The organism is Nocardia sp. NPDC058633 (assembly GCF_042717045.1).
Lineage (GTDB): Bacteria > Actinomycetota > Actinomycetes > Mycobacteriales > Mycobacteriaceae > Nocardia.
The window spans coordinates 91,163-107,233 of sequence record NZ_JBHXRA010000020.1 but is presented as its reverse complement, the minus strand read 5'-3'; the positions used below and the strand labels follow the sequence as shown (position 1 = coordinate 107,233).

Here is a 16,071-nt window from a genome sequence, read left to right as displayed (position 1 = left end):
ATCACGCCGGCGAGACGGTCAATCCGAGTGCGCCCGCGACGAAGCGGTGGACCGAGGCGAGACCGGCGGCCAGTGCCTCGTCCTCGCCGGGGCGAGCCCACCCCGTGACAGTGGCGGTGTCGTCGGGCGCCGGCGTCACGCCGATCTCGGCGACCATCTCGGCGGTCGTCGGAACGCAGACCGCCCAGGAGAAATGGGATTCCTCGGCCCACTGGGCCGAGCGGGTGGCCACGTAGTCGGGGTCGGTGATGCCGCCGTCGGCCAGCGCGGGCCGATCGTCGATGCGCTCGTCGGCACGAAGGGCGCGCAGGTACCAGGACCCTGCGTTGATCTCGATCGGTTCCACACGAGCAGCCTAGTCGTGGGGGACAAGATCGATGCCCGCCGAGGGCGCCTGCGGGGAACCACGGCGCGCACGGTGGTGAGCTCCGACTGCGAACCGAGAGTCAGGCTGTGCGGAGTGCGCCGCCGAGGAGGGAGTGGACCGCCGTGCGGCCGATGTCGAGGGCACGGGTGAGCAGGTCGGTGTCGCGGGCAGCGCTGTCGATGGCGGGCGAACCGGCGGGCGGGTGGACCTGCAGGACCTGATCGCCCAGGCCATCGAGGTAGGTGTCCTCGATGGCCTGCTGACCGGGCCGCTTGCTCCACGCCCGGAAAGCGCCGGGCGCGACGGCCCGCATATAGCCGCCGCCGATCACCCGGTGCAGCAACGGCGCGGGCGGGCGGAGTTCATCGGTGCGGCGGGTGCGCAGGACCAAGGCGTGGGTGGTGCCCGCGGCCACGGCGGTGCGGATCGGGACGGTTTCGGTGAGCCCGCCGTCGAAGTAGCTGCCACCCGCGAGGGTGACCGGCGGCCCCGCCAGCAGCGGAAGGCCCGCCGAGGCCCGCAGCGCCGTCAGGAGGGTCTGTTTGTCGGTGATGTAGGGCCCGAGGTCCACCGACTGCCCGGTGCGGATATCGGTCGCGATCGGATGGAAGGTGGTGGGATTGGCCAGGATCGCGGGGAAATCCATCGGCTCGATGCCGTCGTACACCCGATGCACGAGGTAGCGCAGATCGAAGACGGGACGACCGCGCAAGATCCGCACCGGATCGACCACGCGACGCATGATCGCCGGATCGGTCCACGACCGCATCCCGGTCGCCGCGCGCCCGCACAGCAGCCACGCGCCGTTGATCGCTCCGGCCGACGTGCCGTAGACGGCGTCGAACACCGTCGACAGACCCAGCTCCTCGAGCGCTTGCACCATGCCGCTGGAGTACACACCGCGGCTGCCACCGCCCTCGATGACCAGGGCGAGCCGGTTGCCGTCGGCCCGAAGACCACTCTGTCGGCGAGTTCGGATGACCTCGGCCACCGTGGCCGGTCCCGGCGTCGAGAGCGGGCCCGGATCGGTGTGCGCAGTACTGGTCACCCGATCCACGATACGACAGAAGACAGGCACCCCTGCCGCGGAGACAGGTGATCTTCGTCCTGCGTTCACCCCGGCGAACGACAACGGGCGCCGGTCCAGAAGACCGGCGCCCGTGCGATGAACGTTCTGCTTACTTGATCTCCGCCAGGACCGTGCCCTGGGTGATCGCCGCGCCCGCCGCGACGGCCAGCCCGGTGACGACACCGGCCTTGTGCGCGTTGACGGGGTTCTCCATCTTCATGGCCTCGAGCACCACGATCAGGTCGCCGACCTCGACGGTCTGGCCCTCTTCGACCGCGACCTTCACGACGGTGCCCTGCATCGGCGCGGTCACCGCGTCACCCGAGGCGGCGCCGCCACCGGCGCCACCACGCTTGCGCGCCTTCGGCTTCTTGCGGATCACGCCGTTGCCGGCCGAACCGGCCGCACCGCCACCGAGGGTGAACTGACCGGGCAGCGACACCTCGACGCGACGCCCACCGACCTCGACGACAACCTTCTGCCGGGGCAGATCGTCGTCGTCATCGTCGGCCGCACCACCGGCGGTGTACGGCTCGACGGTGTTCTTCCACTCGTTTTCGATCCACTTGGTGTAGACGTCGAACTTCTGGCCGTCGCCGATGAACGCCGGATCCTCGATGACCGCGCGGTGGAACGGGATGACCGTCGCCAAGCCGTCGACCTCGAACTCGGCCAGCGCGCGGCGCGCACGCTGCAGCGCCTGCTCACGGTTCTCACCGGTGACGATCAGCTTGGCCAGCATCGAGTCGAACTGGCCACCGATGACGCTGCCCTGGACCACGCCGGAGTCGACGCGCACACCGGGGCCCGAGGGCTCGCGGTAGACGTTCACCGGGCCGGGAGCGGGCAGGAAGCCGCGACCGGCGTCCTCACCGTTGATCCGGAACTCGAACGAGTGCCCACGCGGGGTGGGGTCTTCGGTGATCGACAGTTCCTCGCCGTTGGCGATGCGGAACTGCTGGCGCACCAGGTCGATGCCCGCGGTCTCCTCGGTGACCGGGTGCTCCACCTGCAGACGGGTGTTCACCTCGAGGAACGACACGGTCTCGCCCTGCACCAGGTACTCCACGGTGCCCGCGCCGTAGTAGCCGGCCTCGCGGCAGATGCGCTTGGCCGACTCGTGGATGGCGGCGCGAACCTCGTCGGACAGGAACGGCGCGGGCGCCTCCTCGACGAGCTTCTGGAAGCGGCGCTGCAGCGAGCAGTCGCGGGTACCGGCGACGACCACGTTGCCGTGCTGGTCGGCGATGACCTGGGCTTCGACGTGGCGGGCCTTGTCGAGGTACTGCTCGACGAAGCACTCGCCGCGACCGAAGGCGGCGATGGCCTCACGGGTCGCCGACTCGAACAGCTCGGGGATCTCCTCGATGGTGTGGGCGACCTTCATGCCGCGGCCACCGCCACCGAAGGCGGCCTTGATGGCCACCGGGACGCCGTATTCCTTGGCGAACGCGACGACCTCGTCGGCGTTCTTGACCGGATCCTTGGTGCCGGCGGCCATCGGCGCCTTCGCCTTCTCGGCGATGTGGCGCGCGGTGACCTTGTCGCCGAGGTCGCGGATGGACTGCGGCGACGGGCCGATCCAGATCAGCCCGGCGTCGATCACGGCCTGGGCGAAATCGGCGTTCTCGGAGAGGAAACCGTAGCCGGGGTGGATCGCGTCGGCGCCGGCCTTGGCCGCGGCGTCGAGGATCTTGTCGAACACGAGGTACGACTCGGCAGAGGTCTGACCGCCGAGGGCGAACGCCTCGTCGGCGAGCTTCACGAAGGGAGCGTCGGCATCGGGCTCGGCGTACACCGCGACGCTGGTGATTCCCGCGTCCTTGGCAGCCCGGATCACGCGAACCGCGATCTCGCCGCGGTTAGCTACGAGTACCTTCGTGATCCGTGCGCTGGCATGGCTGGGCACTGAGCCTCCTGTGTGCAATCTTTGGTCGCGTCGGGGAACGGGTCGCCGGTTAGGCCCCGTGCCCGGTATCGACAACTTTCTTCTCGGGCGAGTGTAGGCAGTGTGCCAACCCTGCTCGAACTCGGCTAGCCCTACTGTCGAGTAGGTCGCAGGTCACACTACGCGGCGTCCAGTGATGTGAACATGTTTCAAATGATCTGATTCGCGACACCCGGTTCACTGCCGGTGGCGATCGGTACGCGCACCGAGTTGCCCCATTCGATCCACGATCCGTCGTAATTACGCACGGACCTGCGGCCGAGTAGGAATGTCAGGACGAACCAGGTGTGGCTGGATCGCTCGCCCACCCGGCTGTACACGACCAGGTCCTCGCTGGGCAGCGCGCCGTAGACCTCGTCGAGTTCGGCGCGCGAACGAAAACGCCCGTCGATCGCGGCGGCGTCGGTCCACGGGATGTTCACCGCGGTCGGCACATGTCCGCCGCGCTGTGTCGACGTCGGCGACCCGGAGGAGGCGGCGGAGCGCAGCCAGGCGGGCCCTCGCGTAGTCGCCGACACGTCCGCGGGGGACTCCTGGTCGAGCGGCTTGTCCTCGAGTTCGCCCGAGTACTCCTGCGCCGAGCGCACATCGACCAGGGGCTTGCCCAGCCTGGCGAGCACTTCCTCGCGGAACGCGCGCGCGGTCGAGTCGTCGCGCACCACCTCGGGGTAGTCGCTGGGTGCGGGGTAGGGCTGGTCGAAAGTGGTGTCGCGTTCCTCGGAGATCCAGGCGTCGCGGCCGCCGTCGAGCAGGCGCACGTCCTCGTGGCCGAACAGGGTGAAGATCCAGGCGGTGTGCGCGGCCTGGGCATTGCCGCGATCGCCGTAGATCACGATGGTGTCGTCGCGCTCGATACCCTTGGCTCGCATCAGTTCGGTGAAGCGCTTGCCGTCGACGTAATCGCGGGTCAGCGGGTCGCTCAGGTCGCCGCGCCAGTCGATTTTGACCGCGCCCGGGACATGGCCGATGTCGTAGAGCAGGATGTCATCGTTGGACTCGATGATTCGTAAACCACGCACGCCGATGTTTGCGGACAGCCATTCTGTGGTTACCAATCGTTGCGGGACTGCGTAGGAACCGAAGGCGGGGTGCGGATCCGGGGCAACGGGCACGGTGTGGTCCTTCACGCGAGTTGGGTGGGTGCGGCAGTGTGCGGGTCGCAGCCGATGGTAAGTGTGTGGTGGCACATCACGAATCGACACAATGGGCGAATAAAGCGCACGGATGTCCGATAAAGTCTCTGGAGAGGAGGGGTGAGCTATGTCCGATTCTTGGCCGCGACGGCGACTGCTCGCGATCCTACGTGGCGCCACCGAGCCCCTCGATGCCCAGGAACTGGCCCGGATCACCGGACAGCACGTCACCACCGTCCGTTTCCACCTCGACGTCCTCACCCGCGAATCCCTGGTACGCCAGTTCCAGCAGCCGCCACGCGGTCGCGGACGCCCGCGCATCGGCTATCGCGCGGTGCAGCGCTCGGTGGGATATCAGGAGCTCGCACAGGTGTTGGCCGACCATCTCGGCCCCGATCCGGTCACCCGATCCGCCGCCGCGATGGCCGCGGGGCGGGCGTGGGGTGCGCGGATGGACATCGGCGCCCAGCCGGTGGAAACCCTCGCCGATGCCAGGGACATCACGATGTCGCTGATGTCGGAGCTCGGGTTCGCGCCCGAGAAGGAGCCCGCAGGCGAGACGCCGGAGCACGTCCAGATCAACCTCACGGCCTGCCCGCTGCGCGAACTGGCCCGCTCGCACGCCGAAGTGGTGTGCGGGGTGCACATGGGGCTCATGCGGGAGGTGCTCGAACGCAACGGCGCCCGTGGCCGCGTGGACGTGCAGTTGCACCCCTTCGTCGAGCCAGAGCTCTGTACGGCCCGGCTCGACCTGACGATGACCGCGCCCGACCGCACCCCGGCCAAGGAGCCGGGGGATCAGCACGTGGTCGCGCCGTCAGCCCCGCGGATCCCGCCACAGCTGCGTGACACCGACACCGACGTCTTCGAGCAGCCTGCGCAACAGCGGTAATCCGATCCCGATCACGCTGGACGGGTCACCTTCGATCCGGTCGACGAACCAGCCGCCGAGCCCGTCCAAGGTGAACGCGCCGGCGACCTTCAGTGGTTCACCCGTCGCGATGTAGGTATCGAGCTCATCGGGCGTCGGCTTCGCGAAATGCACCGTGGTACTGCTGCATTCCGCCGACTCGGCGACGATCTCGCCGTCGCGCATCCGCAGCACGCAGTGCCCGGTGATCAGGTCGGCGCTGCGGCCCGCCATCGTGGCCCAGCGCTCGCGCGCCACCTCGGGGGTGTGCGGTTTGCCCTGTAGCTGCCCGTCGACGAGCAGCATCGAATCACAGCCGACCACGACGCAGTCGGCGCCGAGTTCGGGAATCGAGGCGGCGACGTCGGCCGCCTTGGCGCGAGCCAGGGCGACGACGACATCGTGGGAAGAGGTACCGGCGGGCAGTGCCGCCGATACCGCGTCCTCGTCCACGCCCGAGACCCGCACCACGGGATCGATGCCCGCGGTGCGCAGGATCCCGAGCCGAGCAGGCGACGCCGACGCGAGAACCAGCCTGGTCACCGTCAGCGCAGGTGCGAGAGCATCGGGTACACGTACGGCGAGAACGGGTTCGTGCCCCGATGCATCATCGTCGATGTGCCCCACGCGTCGGCCGGCTCGTTCGTGCCACCCGCGGGCGCCTGGGCCGCTGCCGCGCTCAGGACGGCGACCAAGGCCGCGATGTCCTGATCGGTGGGCGAACCCTTGAGAATGCGGAACATCGGCTTGCCCTCGGCATCCACGGGAGCCTGCGCCACCGTGTCCACCGACAGTTCGGCCTCTTCGACGAGTGGTTCGACGACGAGCTCGAGCTCGGCGACTGTCAACACGTCTTCTTCTGCCACAGTTGTCACAGTGCCAGATCCTTCCTGCACTTACTTCGCTTCACAGCGCGGTTGCCGCGATCATTCCCGGTGTGGCCGCGCCGATCAATAGTTGTCTTCCACAACAAGTGTGCGCGGCCTATCCGAGATATCGCGTTTTCAGAGCGGAATGTTGCCGTGTTTCTTCGGCGGCAAGGTCACCATTTTGCGCTCGAGCAGCCGCAGCGCCGACACGATCTGGCCACGGGTGTGCGACGGCGGGATGACCGCGTCGACGTAACCGCGCTCGGCGGCGACGTACGGGTTCACCAGAGTGTCCTCGTACTCGTTCTGCAGCTCGAGGCGCAGGGCATCGACGTCGTCGCCGTTCTTGGCGGCCTCGGCGAGCTGCTTGCGGTAGACGAACCCGACGGCGCCCGAGGCACCCATCACGGCGATCTGGGCGGTCGGCCACGCCAGGTTCACATCGGCACCCATGTGCTTGGAACCCATGACGTCGTAGGCGCCACCGTAAGCCTTGCGAGTGATGATCGTGATCTTGCCCACAGTGGCCTCGCCGTAGGCGTAGAGCAGCTTCGCGCCGCGGCGGATGATGCCGTTGTATTCCTGGCCGGTGCCGGGCAGGAAGCCGGGCACGTCGACCAGGGTGATGATCGGGATGTTGAAGGCGTCGCAGGTGCGCACGAAGCGCGCGGCCTTCTCCGAGGCGTCGATGTCGAGGCATCCGGCGAACTGGGTCGGCTGGTTGGCGACGATGCCGACGCTGCGGCCGTCCACCCGGCCGAAACCGCAGATGATGTTCATCGCGCGCTCGGCCTGCACCTCGAGGAACTCGTCGTCGTCGAGCAGACGGCGGATCACCTCGTGCATGTCGTAGGGCTGGTTCGGCGAGTCGGGGATGATCGTGTCGAGCTCGATGTCCTCGTCGGTGAGGGACTCCTCGATCGCCCCGTTGATCGGGTCCGACGGCGCGTGGCGCGGGGCCTCGGCGCGGTTGTTGCTCGGCAGGTAGCTGAGCAGGTCCTTGACGTAGTCGAGGGCGTCCTGCTCGCCGGAGGCGACGTAGTGGGCCACCCCGGACTTGACCATGTGGGTGTGCGCGCCGCCCAGGTCCTCCATGGAGACCTCTTCGCCGGTGACGGTCTTGATCACGTCGGGACCGGTGACGAACATCTGCGAGGTCTGATCGACCATCACCACGAAGTCGGTGAGCGCGGGGGAGTACACGTGACCACCGGCGGCGGCGCCCATGATCAGCGAGATCTGCGGGATCACGCCGGAGGCCTGCACGTTGCGGTGGAAGATCTCGCCGTAGAGCCCGAGGGAGACGACGCCCTCCTGGATCCGCGCGCCCGCGCCTTCGTTGATGCCGACCAGCGGACGACCGGTCTTGATCGCCAGGTCCATCACCTTGACGATCTTCTCGCCGTACACCTCACCGAGGGAGCCGCCGAACACGGTGACGTCCTGGGAGAAGATGCACACGTCGCGACCGTCGATGGTGCCGTAGCCGGTGACGACACCGTCGCCGAGCGGGCGATTGTTCTCCAAGCCGAAATTCACGCTGCGGTGCTTGGCCAGGGCGTCGAGTTCGACGAAGGAGCCTTCGTCGACCAGGGCCAGGATGCGCTCACGCGCGGTCATCTTGCCCTTGGCGTGCACCTTGTCGATCGCGGTCTCACCCATCGGGTGTTGCGCTTCTTCCAGCCGATTCCGCAGATCAGCCAGCTTCCCGGCGGTGGTGTGGATATCGGGGGTGCCCGCCGATTCCGATGCGGGCTGCTGCTGGACACTCGTCATGGGTTGCGAGTGTAACGAGTGACACCGTCGCGCACCACGGCAGTCTCGCTTACCGGCCAGTAGAGAAACCCCAGCTAGGTGTGGTCATGATCGTTCACAGAGAACTCCAGTAACGTGCCGAGAATGAACCGGGCCCCCTTGGATGTACAGCGTCTGCGCAGCTCGCCGGGAGTGTCGTTCTACGACTGGATCGAGGTAGTCGAGTCGACCGGATCGACCAACGCCGATCTGGTCGCCCGCGCCGCCGACCCGTCCGCCGACCGCCAGGCATTGCTCGCCGAAGAACAGGTGAGCGGTCGCGGCAGGCATGCCCGCGCCTGGGTGAGTCCACCCCGGGCCCAGATCTCGCTGTCGATCCTGGTGCGCCTGCCCGGCATCGATCCCTCCGCGCTCGGCTGGCTGCCGTTGCTCACCGGCATCGCGGTGGTCGACGCGCTGCGTGGCACGGCGGGGGTCTCGCCGGATCTGAAGTGGCCCAACGATGTGCTGCTCGACGGCCGCAAGCTCGCCGGCATCCTGGCCGAGGTGGCCGCGACCGGGATCGCGCCCGCGGTGGTGGTCGGCATCGGCATGAACGTAGACCTGGACCAGTCGGAACTGCCTGTGGAACACGCGACTTCGCTGACGCTGGCCGGTGTGCCCGACGCCGACCGCACCGCGGTGGCCGCGGGGATTCTCACCGAGTTCGCGCGCCGCTTCACCGCGTGGGAGCGATCGGGTTGGGACAGCGCCGAACTCGCGAGCGCCTATCGCGAGCGGTGCGCGACCATCGGTATCGACGTGCGTGCGGAACTGCCCGGCGGCAAGGTCGTCACCGGGGTCGCGACCGGTATCGACAGCACCGGTCGACTGCTCATCGGCGAGGAGGCGGTCTCCGCGGGCGATGTCTCGCACCTGCGCGGGCAGTACTGAGAACGGGCCCGAGAACCGGACCCGTCCCCAGTCGCGAATCAGTGCGCGGCGACACCGGCGCTCGCGCGCTCGGCCACCACGCGCTCACGCGCCAGCAACCGGTCACGCTGCTCCTCGAACCGCAGCACGTCTTTCTCCAGCTTGTCGAGGAACAGCGCGAGCTCGTCGCGCGCTGCCTCACCGCGGGCACCGAAGTCGTTGCGGTCGAAGATGTTCCACTGCTTGAGCACCGGCCGCACCACCTCGTCGAGGTGCTGGCGCAAGTCGTAGATGCCGTGCTTGGCCATCAGTACGCCGTTGCGTCGCCAGTTGGGCATGCCCGCACCCGGCATCTGGAAATTGGTGAGCACCTTGGTGATCGCGGGCATCGACTGGTCGGGTGCGAGGTCGAGCGCCGCCGCGCACAGGTTGCGGTAGAAGATCATGTGCAGGTTCTCGTCGGTGGCGACGCGGGCCAGCATCTTGTCGGCGATCGGGTCGTCGCACACCCGGCCCGTGTTGCGGTGGCTCACCCGGGTGGCCAACTCCTGGAACGTCACATAGGCGACGTTGACCAGGAATCCACCCCAGTTCGCCGGCGCGTGCGCACCCTGGGTCATGTGGACCATCCGCGCTTCTTCGAGCGCCACCGGGTCGACGCCGCGGGTGACGACGAGGTAATCGCGGATCACGATGCCGTGGCGATTCTCCTCGGCCGTCCAGCGGCCCACCCAGGTGCCCCACGCCCCGTCGAGAGAGAAGTTCTCGGCGATCTCGCGGTGATAGGACGGCAGGTTGTCCTCGGTGAGCAGATTCGTGATCATCGCCGCTTTGGCGACGTCGGTGAGTTTGGATTGTGATGGCTCCCAATCGCTTCCGCCCATCGCGGCGAAATTGCGACCTTCGTCCCACGGCACGTAGTCGTGCGGATTCCAGTCCTTGGCGATGGAGAGGTGCCGGTTGAGGTTCTGTTCGGCCACGGGTTCGAGAGCCGTGAGGATTTCGAGCTGAGTCAGATCTTTGGTCACGCGTGCCTCCACTGTCGGTGTCGAGCAAGCAGATAAGGGCAAAACCTGGCATCTAGCGTGTAATCCACAGTATCGCCTCGGCCGTGGCATCGAGAAATGCGGTGTGCCAGCGCGGTACTGTTCGGTCATGGGTTACCCGGAGGATGTCCTCGCGCCCGACGAGCAGCTGATCCTGCACCGCCACCCGCACTGGAAGATGCTGGTCTGGCCGATCGTCACTCTCATCGTCGCGACCGCGATCGCCGGTTTCCTCGGCGGCTTGGCCTGGCGCAACACCACCGGGCACGTGCGCACGGTGCTGCTGATCCTGCTCGGCCTGGTCTGGCTGGGAGCGATCGCCTGGCGGGTCGTCGCGCGCGTGATCGCCTGGAAGTCGACGCATTTCATCGTCACCGGCCGGCGGGTGCTGGTGCGCCAGGGCGTGCTCACCCACACCGGCATCGACATTCCGCTCAGCCGCATCTCCAGTGTGCAGTTCCGCCACGGTCTCGTGGACCGGGCGCTCGGCACCGGCACCTTGATCATCGGGTCCTCGTCGGAGGAGCCGCTCGAATACGACGACGTGCCCCAGGTGCAACAGGTCCACTCGCTGCTCTACCACCAGGTGTTCGAGGCGGGCCGCTCCGCCAACGAGCAGCACTGGGGCGGCGGTTACCGGTGAGGCGCGCACGCGCGGCAATACTCGGCCGCGCACGGCCGTAGGTTCACCCAGGGGCGCGGACGCGCACAGTCGCGCGTGGCCGTAGCGCCGGCGGGGGTTCGCATAACCTGTGCACATGACCGCAGTACTGCTGGCCGAAGACGACGAGGCGATCGCCGCACCCCTGTCGCGCGCACTGGGGCGTGAGGGCTACACCGTCACCGTCGAGCGTTTCGGTCCGGCGGTGTTGCGCCGCGCGCTCGAGGGCAACCACGACCTGCTGATACTCGACCTCGGCCTGCCCGGCATGGACGGGCTGGAGGTGTGCAGGCAGGTGCGCGCGAGCGGCGCGGACCTGGCGGTGCTGATGCTCACCGCCCGCACCGACGAGGTCGACTTCGTCGTCGGCCTCGACGCGGGCGCCGACGACTACGTCGGCAAACCGTTCCGGCTGGCCGAACTGCTCGCCCGCGTGCGAGCTCTGTTGCGGCGCAGCGGAATCGGTGACGACGCGGTGGAGGTCGGCGCGATCCGGCTCGAACCCGCGGCGCGGCGGGTGCTGGTCAACGGGACCGAGGTGAACCTGGCCAACAAGGAGTACGAGCTGCTCAAGGTTCTCATCGACCGGGCCGGTCAGGTGGTGTCGCGCGAGACCATCCTGCGTGAGGTCTGGGGTGATGCCGACCTGCGCGGCTCCAAGACCCTCGACATGCACATGTCCTGGTTGCGCCGCAAGATCGGCGACGAGGGCCCGATGGCGGAGCGGCGCATCGTCACCGTGCGCGGAGTCGGGTTCCGGCTCAATACCGACGGACCCACCTCGCACCGAGGCTGACCGACAGTGCGCCGCCGCATCCTGCGTTCGATTCTGACCGTGCTGACCATCACCACGGTGGTGCTCGGCGTGCCGCTGATCTACACGGCGTGGCTGTGGGTGGAGGACATCACCCGCAACGACCTGCAGAGTCGCCTGGAACGGGTCTCGGCCGAGGTGATCGCGCAGGAGCGCGTCGACGGGACCGTCCACGACGGCCTGGACGTGCGAGCGATGAGCGCGCTGGTCCCCGAGGGGGGCAAGCTCACGATCGTCTATCCGGCTCCGCACGACAATGCCGCGCGCACCGACATCGGCGTCGACGAGGTCGCGGATCCGCTGGTCGAGTCGTTGTCGATGGGCACGTCCGGTTCGCTGCGCCTCGAGGTGCCCGCCGGGCCGATGCACTCGCGGCAGGAGCAGGCGGTGGCCGCGGTGGCGCTGGCCGTGCTCGCTTCGCTCGGTGCGGCGTTCTCGGTCGCGGTGGTGACCGCGCGTCGGGTCGCCGACCCGCTGCGCGATGTCGCGGCCAGGGCCGCCCGGCTGGCGATGGGGGACTTCCGGCCGGATCCCCGCCGCCACGGCATCGCCGAGCTCGACCGGGTCTCCGATGTGCTCGATTCGGCCACCGTCGAGATCGCGGGCCGCCTCCAGCGCGAGCACGCGCTGGTGGCCGATGTTTCCCACCAGCTACGCAGCCGCCTGACCGCCGTTCGCTTGCGCCTGGACGAGTTGTCTACCCACGCCGACCCCGAGGTGGTGCACGAGGCGGAGGAGGCGATGGCTCAGGTCGACCGGCTCACCGACGCCATCGACGACCTGGTTCGTGCCTCGCGCGACGAGGACGCCACCGACCGCGACCCGGTTCCGGTGATGGCGGAGTTGCGCGGTGTCGTCACCGAGTGGACCCACCCGTTCCACGAGGCCGGGCGCGAACTGCTGTTGCTCGGCGACGAATCCCTGCAGGCCCCGATCACCGGTTCGCGGCTGCGTGAGGCCGTGGCGGTGCTGGTCGACAATGCCCTCATGCACGGTGCGGGGGCCTGCACGATCTCGGTGCGCACGGTTCCGACGATGAGTTCGCGCGACCCGCTGATCTGTGTGGAAGTGTCCGACGAGGGCGAGGGGGTGCGCGATGAACTCGCACCGCACATCTTCGATCGTGGTTTCTCCGCGGGCGGGTCGACCGGTGTCGGTCTCGCGCTCGCCCGCGCGCTGGTCGAGGCCGATGGTGGTCGGCTGGAGTTGCAGCGTCGCCGTCCGGCCCTGTTCGCGGTGTTCCTCGGTTCCAAGCCCAACCGCCCACAGAACGGCACGCTGACCGAGCCGCGCTGACTCAGCTGTGGCCGAGGTGCTCTTCTTCGACGAGTTCCTCGAACTCGGCGACGATGGCGTCCATCTCGTCGGGGAACACCCAGCGCCGCATCGCCCAGAACCGGAACGCCATCTGCAGCAGATTGCCGATCACGAAAGCGCTGACGAAGTCGGCGATGTTCTCGGCGAGGAAGCTCACATGAGGTTCTCGCAGATCGAGTACATAAATCGAGATCCAGAGCGGGATATTGCTCAGGATCACCCCGACGCCGCTCACCCCGAAGAACAGCAGCGCCTCGTGATGTTTCTCCCGGCCGCCCCGGTTCTTGAACGACCATTCTCGGTTGAGGATGTAGGACGCGATTACCGCCACCACTCCCGAGATGATCTTGGCGGTGATCGGTTTCTCCGAGAGAATCGTCCATTTCAGGAGGTAGAACAGGCCGCTGTCGATCACGAACGTCGTGGCTCCGACGATGGCGAACTTGATCAGCTCTTTATGCCTGATCGCGGTTTCGCGCAGGCGCGGGGGAAGGACGCTGACCACGTCGTCGACGATTGACACGAGTTCTGAGTGTACCGGTCGCGAACATTCGCATTCGACATGACAACATTGCACGACGTGAGTGCACGTTCATTCGATCCGTCAGCCATGCCCACCGTCACGATGGTCGGTGGGGGCCAGCTAGCGCGCATGACGCACCAGGCCGCGATCGCCCTGGGCCAGCGTCTACGGGTGCTCGCCGAGCGGCCCGACGACCCTGCTGCCCAGGTGACCCCCGACGTCGTGTTCGGCAGCCACAACGACCTGTCGGCGCTGCGCGAGGCCGCCCGCGGTTCGCACGCGCTGACCTTCGACCACGAGCACGTGCCGACCGAGCACCTCGACGTGCTCGTCGCCGAGGGCGTGAACGTGGCGCCGCCGCCGCAGGCGCTGATCTTCGCCCAGGACAAGCTGGCCATGCGGACGAAGCTGTCCTCGCTCGGTCTGCCGGTGCCCGCGTTCGTCGAGGTGAACTCGCCCGCGGATGCGGTGGCGTTCGGTGACGAGCAGGGCTGGCCGTTCGTGCTGAAGGCTGTGCGCGGCGGGTACGACGGCCGTGGCGTCTGGATGCCCGCCGATGCCGCCGAGGCCACCCGGCTGGTCACCGACCAGCTCGCGCACGGTGTGCAGTTGCTGGCCGAGTCGAAGGTCGACTTGAAGCGTGAGCTGTCGGCGATGGTCGCGCGTTCGCCGTTCGGGCAGGCCGCGACCTGGCCGGTCGTGGAGACCGTGCAGCGCAACGGTCAGTGCGCCGTGGTGATCGCCCCCGCCCAGGACCTGGACGAAGACCTGGGCGCGCGCGCCGAGACCATGGCACTGGAGCTGGCCGCCGGTCTCGGCGTGGTGGGCGTCATGGCGGTCGAGCTGTTCGAAACCCACGACGGCGAACTACTGGTGAACGAGCTCGCCATGCGCCCGCACAATTCCGGCCACTGGGGCATGGACGGTGCCCGCACCGGCCAGTTCGAGCAGCACCTGCGCGCGGTCCTCGACTACCCGCTCGGCGACACCAGCCCCCTCGCGCCGGTCACCGTGATGGCGAACATCCTCGGCGCTTCGCAAGCGCCCGAGATGTCGATGGACGAACGCCTGCACCACCTGTTCGCCCGCCTGCCGGAGGCCAAGGTTCATCTCTACGGCAAGGGCGAGCGCCCCGACCGCAAGATCGGCCACATCAACATCCTCGGCGACGACGTCACCGAGGTGCGCGAAAAGGCCGAGCGGGCCGCGCACTGGATGTCGCACGCCGTGTGGACCGATGGTTGGGACCCGCACGGAGAGTGATCGATTCTCCGCGACGACAATGCTTTTCGACCGCCTCAGCCGCCAACCCTAAGGAACCTACGTGAGCACCAACGGACCCCAGGTCGGCCTGATCATGGGCAGCGACTCCGACTGGCCCACCATGGAAGCCGCCGCGCAGGCACTGGCCGAATTCGGCATCCGCTTCGAGGTCGGCGTCGTCTCCGCCCACCGCACTCCCCAGCGCATGCTCGACTACGCGCGCGACGCGGCCGGTCGCGGCCTGCAGGTGATCATCGCGGGTGCCGGCGGCGCCGCCCATCTCCCGGGCATGGTCGCCTCGGCCACCCCCCTGCCGGTCATCGGTGTCCCGGTCCCCTTGAAGTACCTCGACGGCATGGACTCGCTGCTCTCGATCGTGCAGATGCCGGCGGGCGTTCCGGTCGCCACCGTCTCCATCGGCGGCGCCCGCAACGCGGGCCTGCTCGCCGTCCGCATCCTCGCCGCCGCCGACCCGGCACTGCGCACCCGCATGGAACAGTTCCAGGCCGGCCTCGAACAAATGGTCCTCGACAAGGACGAGGCCCTGCGCAACAAACTCCTCGGTTGAGACGACGTGCGCCCGTCAGCGACCTGGCGGGCCTCGCGCGGTACGGGCACGGCCTCGACCGACCCAGCACGTGCGAGTCCACCGCGCAGGCGGCGCCGCATTCGCCTGCCTGAATCGCGCCGCATGGCAGTGACTACGGTTGACGTCCGTGGCACACGATGATGCGGCGCAGTTTCGGCTTACGGTGGTTGATCAGGCGTTGCGGTTGTTCGCCGAGCGGGGGTACGAGGCGACGACGGTGGACGAGATCGCGGTGGCGGCGGGAATTTCGCGGCGGACGTTCTTTCGGCAGTTCCGGTCGAAAGAGGATGTGATCTTCGCCGATCACGAGTTCCAGCTCGCCTCGGCGCAGGAGTTTCTCGAGGGAGTCGACGGGGATCCGTGGGATGCGGTGTGCGAGGCCGTGATCGGGGTGTTCGAGCGGTTCACGCAGTGGCGCGATATCGCGGCGCGCCGGTATCAGGTGGTGCGGCGGGTGCCCGCGTTGCGTGAGCGCGAGATCGTCACGGTGTTCCGGTACGAGCGGCTGTTCACCGAGTTCCTGCGCGACCGGTTGCCGGAGGTGCCAGACCTTGCCCGGGTGCAGTACACGGCCGCTGTCACCGCCACCCACAACTACCTGCTGCGCCGGATGGTGCGCGGCGAGTCGGGGGCCGCGGTGGGCGATCTGCGCACCGAACTGGCCATGATCGCGCGCGGCCGACGCGCCGAGACCGAGCCCGACGAGCTGGTTCTCGCCGTGTTCCCCCGCGGCATGCCGCCACGCGAGGTGGCCGATCTACTCACCGCCCGCCTGGGTAGCCTGTGAGCGCCGCCCGGGTCCGCGCCCGAGATGGTGACACTGAGTGCCACCCGTATATCCGCATGTAGCGATAGAGTGCCGCGCGTATAATCCTCGGTAGATTGGCACTGCGTG

At 68.1% G+C, this 16,071-nt stretch carries 17 protein-coding genes; 8 read left to right on the top strand and 9 right to left on the bottom strand.

The window, feature by feature from the left end; genetic code table 11:
• Position 1: 1 nt before the first annotated feature.
• The 4 genes from ACFWUR_RS24840 to ACFWUR_RS24825 form a co-directional block, all read right to left on the bottom strand.
• A complete protein-coding gene (locus ACFWUR_RS24840) occupies positions 2-346 on the bottom strand; it encodes a hypothetical protein (RefSeq protein ID WP_378909954.1) in 345 nt (114 codons plus the stop codon).
• A 100-nt stretch (positions 347-446) separates the two neighbouring features.
• Complete coding sequence (locus ACFWUR_RS24835) at positions 447-1,415, bottom strand: patatin family protein (RefSeq protein ID WP_378909953.1); 969 nt, start codon at positions 1,413-1,415, stop codon at positions 447-449.
• A gap of 130 nt (positions 1,416-1,545) precedes the next feature.
• Positions 1,546-3,345 (bottom strand): acetyl/propionyl/methylcrotonyl-CoA carboxylase subunit alpha, encoded by a 1,800-nt coding sequence (locus tag ACFWUR_RS24830; RefSeq protein ID WP_378909951.1) that lies wholly within the window; start codon positions 3,343-3,345, stop codon positions 1,546-1,548.
• Between the two features lie 188 nt (positions 3,346-3,533).
• Positions 3,534-4,496 carry a sulfurtransferase gene (locus ACFWUR_RS24825; protein WP_378909998.1) on the bottom strand — a complete coding sequence of 321 codons (963 nt, stop codon included), beginning with the start codon at positions 4,494-4,496 and terminating at the stop codon, positions 3,534-3,536.
• Positions 4,497-4,644: 148 nt separating this feature from the next.
• On the opposite strand from ACFWUR_RS24825, the gene ACFWUR_RS24820 reads away from it, so the two are divergent.
• Positions 4,645-5,409, top strand: a complete 765-nt coding sequence (locus ACFWUR_RS24820) for a helix-turn-helix transcriptional regulator (RefSeq protein WP_378909950.1) — start codon at positions 4,645-4,647, stop codon at positions 5,407-5,409.
• On the opposite strand, the gene ACFWUR_RS24815 is transcribed toward ACFWUR_RS24820, so the two are convergent.
• From ACFWUR_RS24815 to ACFWUR_RS24805, 3 genes are all read right to left on the bottom strand, one after another.
• Positions 5,335-5,970, bottom strand: coding sequence for a Maf family protein (locus ACFWUR_RS24815; protein WP_378909948.1), 636 nt, complete (start codon positions 5,968-5,970; stop codon positions 5,335-5,337). The genes ACFWUR_RS24820 and ACFWUR_RS24815 overlap by 75 nt on opposite strands.
• 2 nt (positions 5,971-5,972) lie before the next feature.
• Positions 5,973-6,302 carry an acyl-CoA carboxylase epsilon subunit gene (locus tag ACFWUR_RS24810; RefSeq protein WP_378909947.1) on the bottom strand — a complete coding sequence of 110 codons (330 nt, stop codon included), beginning with the start codon at positions 6,300-6,302 and terminating at the stop codon, positions 5,973-5,975.
• Positions 6,303-6,431: 129 nt separating this feature from the next.
• Positions 6,432-8,072 (bottom strand): acyl-CoA carboxylase subunit beta, encoded by a 1,641-nt coding sequence (locus ACFWUR_RS24805; RefSeq protein WP_378909946.1) that lies wholly within the window; start codon positions 8,070-8,072, stop codon positions 6,432-6,434.
• Positions 8,073-8,195: 123 nt separating this feature from the next.
• Between ACFWUR_RS24805 and ACFWUR_RS24800 the strand changes: the two genes are divergently transcribed.
• Positions 8,196-8,984 (top strand): biotin--[acetyl-CoA-carboxylase] ligase, encoded by a 789-nt coding sequence (locus ACFWUR_RS24800; RefSeq protein ID WP_378909944.1) that lies wholly within the window; start codon positions 8,196-8,198, stop codon positions 8,982-8,984.
• Between the two features lie 38 nt (positions 8,985-9,022).
• Here the strand turns inward: ACFWUR_RS24800 and ACFWUR_RS24795 are convergent, their stop codons facing one another.
• The gene (locus tag ACFWUR_RS24795; protein WP_378909943.1) at positions 9,023-9,991 is read right to left on the bottom strand and encodes an acyl-ACP desaturase; all 969 of its coding nucleotides are present in this window, start codon (positions 9,989-9,991) and stop codon (positions 9,023-9,025) included.
• A gap of 127 nt (positions 9,992-10,118) precedes the next feature.
• Here ACFWUR_RS24795 and ACFWUR_RS24790 point away from each other — a divergent pair, with 127 nt between their 5' ends.
• From ACFWUR_RS24790 to ACFWUR_RS24780, 3 genes are all read left to right on the top strand, one after another.
• Positions 10,119-10,652 carry a PH domain-containing protein gene (locus ACFWUR_RS24790; RefSeq protein WP_378909942.1) on the top strand — a complete coding sequence of 178 codons (534 nt, stop codon included), beginning with the start codon at positions 10,119-10,121 and terminating at the stop codon, positions 10,650-10,652.
• A gap of 115 nt (positions 10,653-10,767) precedes the next feature.
• Positions 10,768-11,466 (top strand): response regulator transcription factor, encoded by a 699-nt coding sequence (locus ACFWUR_RS24785; RefSeq protein ID WP_378909941.1) that lies wholly within the window; start codon positions 10,768-10,770, stop codon positions 11,464-11,466.
• A gap of 6 nt (positions 11,467-11,472) precedes the next feature.
• Positions 11,473-12,780 carry a sensor histidine kinase gene (locus tag ACFWUR_RS24780; RefSeq protein WP_378909940.1) on the top strand — a complete coding sequence of 436 codons (1,308 nt, stop codon included), beginning with the start codon at positions 11,473-11,475 and terminating at the stop codon, positions 12,778-12,780.
• A gap of 1 nt (position 12,781) precedes the next feature.
• Here ACFWUR_RS24780 and ACFWUR_RS24775 read toward each other — a convergent pair whose 3' ends face one another.
• On the bottom strand, positions 12,782-13,324 hold the full coding sequence (locus ACFWUR_RS24775) for a GtrA family protein (protein ID WP_378909939.1): 543 nt from the start codon (positions 13,322-13,324) through the stop codon (positions 12,782-12,784).
• A gap of 39 nt (positions 13,325-13,363) precedes the next feature.
• On the opposite strand from ACFWUR_RS24775, the gene ACFWUR_RS24770 reads away from it, so the two are divergent.
• From ACFWUR_RS24770 to ACFWUR_RS24760, 3 genes are all read left to right on the top strand, one after another.
• Complete coding sequence (locus ACFWUR_RS24770; RefSeq protein ID WP_378909938.1) at positions 13,364-14,587, top strand: 5-(carboxyamino)imidazole ribonucleotide synthase; 1,224 nt, start codon at positions 13,364-13,366, stop codon at positions 14,585-14,587.
• Positions 14,588-14,648: 61 nt separating this feature from the next.
• On the top strand, positions 14,649-15,155 hold the full coding sequence (purE, locus tag ACFWUR_RS24765; RefSeq protein WP_378909937.1) for a 5-(carboxyamino)imidazole ribonucleotide mutase: 507 nt from the start codon (positions 14,649-14,651) through the stop codon (positions 15,153-15,155).
• A gap of 148 nt (positions 15,156-15,303) precedes the next feature.
• A complete protein-coding gene (locus ACFWUR_RS24760) occupies positions 15,304-15,963 on the top strand; it encodes a TetR family transcriptional regulator (RefSeq protein ID WP_378909935.1) in 660 nt (219 codons plus the stop codon).
• The last annotated feature ends 108 nt before the right edge of the window (positions 15,964-16,071 follow it).

Coding starts and splice junctions, on each gene's coding strand:
- ACFWUR_RS24820 (WP_378909950.1), top strand. CDS start 4,645: ATGTCCGATTCTTGGCCGCGACGGCGACTGCTCGCGATCCTACGTGGC.
- ACFWUR_RS24770 (WP_378909938.1), top strand. CDS start 13,364: ATGACAACATTGCACGACGTGAGTGCACGTTCATTCGATCCGTCAGCC.
- ACFWUR_RS24785 (WP_378909941.1), top strand. CDS start 10,768: ATGACCGCAGTACTGCTGGCCGAAGACGACGAGGCGATCGCCGCACCC.
- ACFWUR_RS24805 (WP_378909946.1), bottom strand. CDS start 8,072: ATGACGAGTGTCCAGCAGCAGCCCGCATCGGAATCGGCGGGCACCCCC.
- ACFWUR_RS24790 (WP_378909942.1), top strand. CDS start 10,119: ATGGGTTACCCGGAGGATGTCCTCGCGCCCGACGAGCAGCTGATCCTG.
- ACFWUR_RS24800 (WP_378909944.1), top strand. CDS start 8,196: ATGAACCGGGCCCCCTTGGATGTACAGCGTCTGCGCAGCTCGCCGGGA.